The 8032-nt window shown below is 71.4% G+C and carries 8 protein-coding genes and 1 pseudogene; 2 read left to right on the top strand and 7 right to left on the bottom strand.

Features of this window, described 5'->3' with window-relative positions; genetic code table 11:
- From ACWD26_RS03290 to ACWD26_RS03315, 6 genes and pseudogenes are all read right to left on the bottom strand, one after another.
- Positions 1-229, bottom strand: a pseudogene (locus ACWD26_RS03290) (reductase); the annotation flags it as partial.
- Positions 230-317: 88 nt separating this feature from the next.
- Positions 318-986, bottom strand: coding sequence for a winged helix-turn-helix domain-containing protein (locus ACWD26_RS03295; RefSeq protein ID WP_451265688.1), 669 nt, complete (start codon positions 984-986; stop codon positions 318-320).
- A gap of 333 nt (positions 987-1319) precedes the next feature.
- Complete coding sequence (locus ACWD26_RS03300; RefSeq protein ID WP_451265690.1) at positions 1320-2300, bottom strand: DUF6891 domain-containing protein; 981 nt, start codon at positions 2298-2300, stop codon at positions 1320-1322.
- 96 nt (positions 2301-2396) lie between these two features.
- A complete protein-coding gene (glnII, locus tag ACWD26_RS03305) occupies positions 2397-3428 on the bottom strand; it encodes a glutamine synthetase (RefSeq protein WP_451265692.1) in 1032 nt (343 codons plus the stop codon).
- Positions 3429-3729: 301 nt separating this feature from the next.
- Positions 3730-4449: a hypothetical protein gene (locus tag ACWD26_RS03310; protein ID WP_451265694.1), complete on the bottom strand. Its 720-nt coding sequence runs from the start codon at positions 4447-4449 to the stop codon at positions 3730-3732.
- Between the two features lie 133 nt (positions 4450-4582).
- On the bottom strand, positions 4583-4942 hold the full coding sequence (locus ACWD26_RS03315) for an arsenate reductase family protein (RefSeq protein ID WP_451265696.1): 360 nt from the start codon (positions 4940-4942) through the stop codon (positions 4583-4585).
- 176 nt (positions 4943-5118) lie between these two features.
- Here ACWD26_RS03315 and ACWD26_RS03320 point away from each other — a divergent pair, with 176 nt between their 5' ends.
- Positions 5119-5433, top strand: coding sequence for a hypothetical protein (locus ACWD26_RS03320; protein WP_451265698.1), 315 nt, complete (start codon positions 5119-5121; stop codon positions 5431-5433).
- A gap of 289 nt (positions 5434-5722) precedes the next feature.
- Positions 5723-6370 (top strand): DUF4360 domain-containing protein, encoded by a 648-nt coding sequence (locus tag ACWD26_RS03325; protein WP_451265700.1) that lies wholly within the window; start codon positions 5723-5725, stop codon positions 6368-6370.
- Between the two features lie 245 nt (positions 6371-6615).
- Here ACWD26_RS03325 and ACWD26_RS03330 read toward each other — a convergent pair whose 3' ends face one another.
- Positions 6616-7815, bottom strand: coding sequence for a winged helix DNA-binding domain-containing protein (locus ACWD26_RS03330; protein ID WP_451265702.1), 1200 nt, complete (start codon positions 7813-7815; stop codon positions 6616-6618).
- Positions 7816-8032: the final 217 nt, after the last annotated feature.

Here is an 8032-nt window from a genome sequence, read left to right on the forward strand (position 1 = left end):
CTACCACCACACCCCCCCCGCCCCCCCGGCTCGCGGGGCGTGTGGGGTGGGGGTCTCCGCGCCCCGCCCCCCGCCCGGGTGGGGTGGGGTCGCCCAGCAGCGACCGCACCCCGGCCGGAGGTTCGTGCCGTCCCCGGTGGAAGACGGTCACCTCCCAGCCGCGGGCCAGCGCCGACTCCACGACGGCGCGGCCCACGAACTCCGTACCACCCAGCATCAGAAGTCTCATGCCACCGACTCTGCCCACCGGGTGGCCGGGACGGAACGGGAATCTGCTCTCAGGAGAAAGGCGGGTCAGGGGGAGAGCCCTCCCGGCCTCAACCCCCCAGCGAAGGCGCGTACTTGTAGCCGACCCGACGGACCGTCTGGATCGCCTGGCGGAACTCCGCCCCGAGCTTGCGGCGCAGCCGGGCGATGTGGACGTCGACGGTCCGGCCGTCGCCCACGTGCCCGTAGCCCCACACGGTGGTGACCAACTGGTCGCGGGTGTGCACCCGGTTCGGATGCGCGACGAGATGGGCGAGGAGTTCGAACTCCAGGTAGGTGAGGTCGAGCGGCCGCCCGTCGACCTCGGCGGTGCGCTGCACGGTGTCGACGCGGACCAGTCCGTCCCTGGCCTCGGTCGAAGCGGAACCGGGACCGGGACCGGCACCGGCACCGGCACCGGAGTGGTCGACCGCGTTCTCGTCGGCGACCGCGAACGGCGGCAGCGGCGGCTGCTGGTCGGCCGGCACCAGGACCAGGTAGCCGATCATCGGCGGCCGACCCGGCAACGCCGGCAGGGTGTGCTGGGGAGCGGGCAGCCAGGTGGCGCCCGGCGGCAGGAAGTCCGTCACGTCGACGACCTCGTCCCGGCCCACAGCGCGCAGGCGATGCCGGGGAGAGGCGCTGGACGGGGCGACGGCGGCCGGGGCGGAGCCCGAGGCGGCGGTGAGAGGGGCCGTGGTGAGAGGAGCGGCGGTCGAGAGGGTACGGGTGTTCGCCATGAGAGGTCAGCTCTTTCGCGCGAGAGGTTCGTCCGGGAGACCTCGGCAACCGATTCGTGGTCGGAACCGCCGAGGGACGTACGTCGTTTCGCGCCGACCGAAGGCCGGGGTGTGCGGCTTTAGAGGGCCGGCGCGTTCATCGCGCGGCAACACACCTGGTCGAAGTCGTGGTGCTGACGGGAAGGCCAGAAGGGCTCGAGGTCATGGCGACCTGTCGCGCGTCGGTTCTGGATGCCGACCATGGCCCCATTGAAGCAGACACCGGCCCACGACAGGAGCCCTCCTCTCACGGCTTGGACACTTCTTCACCCGCCGACCCGGTGCGTGGGGGCCTCATCCGACCAGGCGTTTGCGCCAGTTCAGCGGGGTGACCGTGAGGGCCGTGCCGGGATCGCCGTCCCACTCGGTGGACAGGCCTTCCGCCGCGAGGGCCGCGACGACCTGGTGCCCGACCTCCGTCGTGGTGTCGGCGGAGCCGTCGAACCCGCCGTACAGCAGCATCAGTCCGTGCCCGGCGGCGGCGCCCTCCGTGCACTGCGCGTGGAAGAACACGAACCCCCGGGCGCCCGGGGCGCTTTCGGCGCCTATCTCGCTCGTACCGCAGGTGCGGCAGCAGGTGAAGTTCTCCCGGGCCGTGATGCCGTGTGCCGCCTGCAGCGTCTCGAAGGCGCGGGTGAGCCGCTCGGGGTCGGTGACCCCGTCCCAGGTCTCCTGCTCGGTGAGCCGCTCCACCCACAGCCGGTCGACGAGCTGCCGGGCCTGGGCGGGGGAGACGGGCCGGTCGTCGCCGTCGACGAGGTACTCCTCGGCGGCCTCCGTCAGCTGCGCACGGTCGTCGTATCCACAGCGCAGCAGCTCGCGCACCCGCTCCTCGACCTGTTCCCGTACGTCGTCCGGGAGGTCCGGCACCTCCTCGGGGGCGTCATGGTCGAGCGGGGTCCACTCGATCCCGGTCTCCCAGCCCGGCGTGCGCCGGGCCCAGCCGGTCATGGCCGCGGCGACCCGCTCCGGGTCGGTGAGGACCGTCCCGAAGAACCGGTCCCGGCCCTCGCGGTACTCCAGTTGGTACTCGCCGTCGGTGCCGTCGTCGGGCCGCTGGTGCCAGACCTGGACGAAGACGTCCGGCACGTCCGGTATCCGCTGCGCGACCAGGAACCTGTCGCCCTCGTCCCCGATCCGGAACACCAGCTCGCGCAGCCGCTCCGCCGGGATCCGCGCGTGCTTCTCCCAGTTCTCCGTCTCGACCTTGACGGCGAGCCGGTCCGTGCCGACGGGCTCGTCCGTGCGGGCCGCGTCGCCCCCGTGGATCTTCATGCCCCCACCATGGCATGCCCCACCGACAACGCCGGAGGGCGCCCACCGAATCGGTGGACGCCCTCTCGGAAGCTCGGGCTGAGGAGCCCGGGTGGATCAGACCTGGCCGGCCTTGTCGAGCGCGGTGCAGCAGGTGTCGACGATCAGCCGCGTCACGACGTACGGGTCGACGTTGGCGTTCGGGCGGCGGTCCTCGATGTAGCCCTTGCCGTCCTTCTCGACCTGCCACGGGATACGGACCGAGGCGCCACGGTTGGAGACACCGTAGGAGTACTCGTTCCACGGGGCGGTCTCGTGCAGACCGGTCAGACGGTCGTCGATGCCGGCGCCGTAGTTCTTGACGTGGTCGAGCGGCTTCGAGCCCTCGCCCAGCGACTCGCACGCGGTGATGATCGCGTCGTAGCCCTCGCGCATCGCCTTCGTGGAGAAGTTGGTGTGCGCGCCGGCGCCGTTCCAGTCACCCTTGGCCGGCTTGGGGTCCAGGGTGGCGGCGACGTCGAAGTCCTCGGCGGTGCGGTAGAGCAGCCAGCGGGCCACCCACAGCTGGTCGGCGACGTCCAGCGGGGCGAGCGGGCCGACCTGGAACTCCCACTGGCCGGGCATGACCTCGGCGTTGATGCCGGAGATGCCGAGGCCGGCCTCCAGGCAGTTCTCCAGGTGGGCCTCGACGATGTCACGGCCGAAGATCTCGTCGGCGCCGACACCGCAGTAGTAGCCGCCCTGGGGGGCCGGGAAGCCGCCCTTGGGGAAGCCGAGCGGGGTGCCGTCCTGGAAGAACGTGTACTCCTGCTCGATACCGAAGATCGGCTCCTGCGCGGCGAACTTCTCGGCGACCTCGCGCAGCGCGGCACGGGTGTTGGACTCGTGCGGCGTCATGTCGATGTTGAGGACCTCGCAGAGCACGAGGACGTCGTCGCCACCGCGGATCGGGTCCGGGCAGGTGAAGACCGGCTGCAGCACACGGTCCGAGGAGTGCCCCTCGGCCTGGTTGGTGGAGGACCCGTCGAAGCCCCAGATCGGCAGCGCGTCCAGACCGGCGGGCTCGCCCGCGATGATCTTGGTCTTGGAGCGGAGCTTGGCCGTCGGCTCGGTGCCGTCGATCCAGATGTACTCAGCCTTGAAGGTCACGGGACACATCCTTCGGGGTGGGTCACTAGGCGCATGTGCGGGTGCTGCGGCGCTGCGGCACTGAAACGCCGCGTTGATGCCGGGCAGCCTGTCAACATGCGATTTCCCGGTCATTGCTCGAATGTGAACCCCGTGTTACCTGGGGTCGCTGTGGTGCGATTCACGTCGCGGCGGAGGCGCAGGTCGAACGCACACGCGAGGCCGGCCACCGCTGCACGCGGTGGCCGGCCTCCCCGGGCGGCGGTTGCCCTCTCTTCACCTCACCGTTACGAGCGGGCCCCTGCCGCCGTCAAGGCCCGCGTCAGCCGACCTTCTCGATCAGTGCGCGGCGGATCAGGAACTTGCCGGGTTCCCGGACCTCCTCGAAGGCGGCGTTGTTCAGCAGGACGCAGCTGCCGGAGACCGAGGTGACCTCGACGGTCGTGGACTTGTCGTTGTCCAGGTTGGTCACCCGCAGCTTCGTCCCGGCGGGGAACTCGTTGCTGGACGCGGCCGGGGCGCCGCCCTCACCGGAGAGGGTGACGGTGGAGCCGTCGCAGACCTGTTCGCCGGCCCCGGCGTTCCCCGTGTCGCCGGTGTCCCCGGCGCCGCCCGCGTTCCCGGCGCCGCCCGCGTTCCCTGCGGCCTCGTCGCCCTGGGGGTCCTGAGCCGACCCCCCGGTCTCCGCGGCCGGCGCGGAAGGCTGCGCGGGCTGTGCCGGCTGCGCTGTCTGGGAGCCCTGAGCCGACTCCCCGACGACGCAACCCGACGCCTCCTGCTGGACCTTGATCTGGGCGACGACCGCCTCGCGGTTGGCGATCCGGGCCGCCGACTGGGCGTCGGGGTTCGCCTTCTGGTCCGCGATGAACCGTTCGTTGTTGCCGAGCGCGGTGGCCAGCCCCTGGCAGACGCTGGACTCCGCCGCGGTCTGCGCCGCGTTCGACGTGGCCGCCATGGCGAAGGCACCGCCTCCCGCGACCGCGGCAGCGGTCACGAACAGGGCGACCTTCTTCTTCGTGCTGAGTGTTCTCCTACGCGACATGCGCGCCTCCGAGAGGTAGGGAGCGTACGCCGCTAGGTACGAGATACCGAACGAAGCTACTCAACGGTCACAGGAAACTCTCAAGTAACCCGCGTCACACGACATTCGGTGAGCTGTCGGTGCGTACAGCCCCCTACCGTGCCAGGGCGTCCCGTACGGCCTCGTCCGTGCGGGCCACCACCGCCGTGCCGTCGTCCGCGGTGATGATCGGCCGCTGGATGAGCTTCGGGTGCTCGGCGAGCGCCTTGACCCACCGGTCGCGGGCGTCGGCGTCCCGGGCCCATTCCTTGAGGCCGAGCTCCTTGGCGGCGGCCTCCTGGGTGCGCGTGATGTCCCACGGTTCGAGCCCGAGCCGGTCCAGTACGCCGCGGATCTCCTCCTCGCTCGGGACGTCCTCCAGATAGCGGCGGACGGTGTAGTCGGCGCCCTCGGCGTCGAGCAGGCTGATCGCGCTGCGGCACTTGGAACAGGCCGGATTGATCCAGATCTCCATGCCGCCAACGGTAGTGGCCGGTCGGTGAAAACCCGTGTTCCACCTGTGTCACAGGACCCGTCAGATCCCTTCTGGCCAGGGGCGATTGTCAGTGGGGGGTAGTAAAATAGAAGCAGTGTTCGAGGGTTGCCGACGGGGGATTCCGGCGGCGCCCAGACCGCGACAGGAGGATGTCCGTGCCCGCTGCCGCACTGAAGTCGAAGCCGCTGCCCACCCAGTCCACCGCCCAGCGTCCCGTCCTGCTCGACCTGCCCTACGCGCCGGTGGTGAAGCACACGCTGCCGCCGGGCCGTCCGCGTGAGTGGTACATCACGCACAACCGGCGTCTGAAGGCCATGCGCCTGGCGATCGCCCTGCTCGACTCCGGTGTCTTCATGCCGAACCAGGCGCGCAACGAGACGATCCGGAGCACGGCGGAGGTGATCGGTGTGCACCCGCCGTCGGACACCACGTGCCACATGGTGCGGGCGCTGATGCGCTACAGCCGCTGATGCGGCGGAGCCGCTGACGCCGTCCGGCCGACTCTTCCGGTGCCGTCCACTCCTCGGGGTGGGCGGCACCGGTGCGTTGAGGGGTGCGGGTCCGGCGGTGGTGGCTCGCGAGGTGGCGGAGAAAGGGGTGATCTCCGGCCGCCAGGGTTGGCCGGAGATCGCTCTAGCCGTGCCCGCTCGGGGTCCATACGATGCGGTCGCCCCTTGGTCTTCACAGCTCTTTCACAGATTGAAGGGGACCTCGCGCATGCCTATTGACATGCGCATGACCTCGATTGGAGAACCCCCCATGGTTCGTGGTCTCCTCCTGGGCGGCGCCGTGGCCGCCCTCTTCGCCTCCGCGCTTCCCGCGCAGGCCGATTCCCCGTTCGAAGACCCGCCGCCGGACAAGATCGTCATCAAGGTCGCCACGGTGAACGGCTCCGGCTGCCCCGCGGGCACGGCCGCGGTCGCCGTCTCGCCGGACAACACCGCGTTCACGGTGACCTACAGCGACTACCTCGCCCAGGTCGGCGGCGGCGCCCCGTCCACCGCGTTCCGCAAGAACTGCCAGCTCAACCTGATCGTCCATGTGCCGGGCGGCTTCACCTACGCCATCGCCAGCGTCGACTACCGGGGCTTCGCCTCGCTGCAGCGCGGCGCGAGCGGCGTCGAGAAGGCCTCGTACTACTTCCAGGGCTCCCCGGACACGGCAGCTCGGACCCACACCTTCAACGGCCCCTACGAGGACAACTGGCAGGCCACGGACGAGACCGACTGGGCCCAACTGGTGTGGGCGCCCTGTGGGGTCGAGCGCAACTTCAACATCAACACCGAGCTGCGCGTCAACCGGGGGTCGTCGCCGGCGAGCAGCACGAGTTTCATGACCATGGACTCGACGGACGGTGACATCAGCACGATCTACCACTTGGCCTGGAAGGAGTGTCCCTCCGGGTGAGCCGGTCGCCGGGTGCCCTTCTCTCCTTGGGCACCCGGCGTTTGTGTGGGCCTCATGGGGGCTGCGCCCCCGGACCCCGGTGACCTCGGCGGATTCGTCGGCTGCGGACCGGTGGGAGCTGGTCGCGCAGGCCGAAAAGCACGGGGCGCAGCCCCTGCTTTTCAGGGGCGCGGGGAACTGCGCGAGCAACCACACACCACCCGCACCTGCCGACGCACCCGCACCCCCGAGCTCATCCGCGACACTCACGCCGACTCCGACGCCGACGCCAACTCCTTCTCCAGCGGCGTCCGGAAGCGCGGCGTGACCCTGGTGTCACCCACCCACCCCCGCAACCGCACCGCCTCCGCACGGATCGCCGCCTCGGCCTCCCGCCCCACCCCCTCCGTGTCCAGCACCCGCCAGACGATCTCCCCGTCGGACCGCTGGGCCCAGCCACCCACCACCCGGCCGTTCCACCACACCGTCGGGCCGACGTTGCCGCTGTAGTCGAAGAGGGCGGGCCGGAGTTCGGGGGCGAGGTACCAGTCGCGCTGCTGCCATCCCATGGCGGTCGGGTCGAGCGCGGGAAGGAGGGCGGCCCAGGGCTCGCCGGGGTCGGAGACCGGTGCCTCGTCGTCGGCGGTCACATACCCCGTGCCCTCGTCCAAGGTCACGGCCCGTGCCCCGATCGCCGCCAGCGCCCGGCGGACCTCGGTGACGCGCCACCCCGTCCACCACTTCAGGTCGGCCTCGGTCGCCGGCCCGCACGCCGCGAGCCACCGGCCGAGCAGGGAGGCCTGGGCCTCGGCCACATCCAGCTCCGGGTGCGCGGGGGCCACGGCCCAGCGGAACTGGCTGGACGTCCAGGAGCCGAGCGGCCGCCCCCGCACGACTCTGCCCTCCACCCCGAGGACCCTGAGCAACCGGGTCGAGACGGTGTGCGTGCCCTCGTAGCTCTTCCCGGCCGCGTACACGAACTGCTGGCGCAACCGGGGCTCGTCCTCGGCCAGTTCGGACGCGGTCGCCTGGCCGCGGCGGGCCAGCGCGGCCAGCGCCGACTCCTCGACCTCCTTCAGCCAGGCCGCGTCCGGTGCCCCGGCCGCCGCCATGTCCTTCAGCAGCGCCGCCCTCTCCCTCGCGGCGACCGTGATGCCGGTGGAGGCGTGCACCACGGCGGTCAGGTCCGTGGGGAACACGAACACGGTGTGCCGCATGCCGTGCATCCGGACGAGGGTGCGGTCCGCGTACAGCGCCCGCTCGGTTTCGGCCACCGTCCGCGCGGGATCGGCGAGCCGGGCGCCCACCGCCAGATGGACGGTCGCGGGGTCCGAGCCGTGCAGTGCGACGAGCGAATCGGCCACCGCCTCCGGGCCCGCCGCCCGCACCGATCCGGCCAACCGCTGCCGCAGCCCCAGCCGCGCCCGCCGCTCGGCCACCGTGACATACCGCCGCGCATCATCCATACTCGCCGCCTCCACCCGTACGCCGTGTCCGTTCTCAACGCCCTGGGTCCCCGGCCCTAGCCTTGGGAGCCCCGGAGCCTGAGCTTTTCCGAGCCTGCCGACCCCGAGCCCTCCGACCCGCCGAGCCTGCCGACCCCGAGCCCTCCGACCCGCCGAGCCTGCCGACCCCGAGCCCTCCGACCCGCCGAGCCTGCCGACCCCGAGCCCTCCGACCCGC

It is taken from the genome of Streptomyces sp. NPDC002787 (assembly GCF_053592095.1).

What these genes read in the sequence shown, in the direction of transcription:
- ACWD26_RS03295 (WP_451265688.1), bottom strand. Translation starts at nt 986, where the DNA reads ATGGCGAACACCCGTACCCTCTCGACCGCCGCTCCTCTCACCACGGCC.
- ACWD26_RS03300 (WP_451265690.1), bottom strand. Translation starts at nt 2,300, where the DNA reads ATGAAGATCCACGGGGGCGACGCGGCCCGCACGGACGAGCCCGTCGGC.
- ACWD26_RS03310 (WP_451265694.1), bottom strand. Translation starts at nt 4,449, where the DNA reads ATGTCGCGTAGGAGAACACTCAGCACGAAGAAGAAGGTCGCCCTGTTC.
- ACWD26_RS03315 (WP_451265696.1), bottom strand. Translation starts at nt 4,942, where the DNA reads ATGGAGATCTGGATCAATCCGGCCTGTTCCAAGTGCCGCAGCGCGATC.
- ACWD26_RS03325 (WP_451265700.1), top strand. Translation starts at nt 5,723, where the DNA reads ATGGTTCGTGGTCTCCTCCTGGGCGGCGCCGTGGCCGCCCTCTTCGCC.
- ACWD26_RS03330 (WP_451265702.1), bottom strand. Translation starts at nt 7,815, where the DNA reads ATGGATGATGCGCGGCGGTATGTCACGGTGGCCGAGCGGCGGGCGCGG.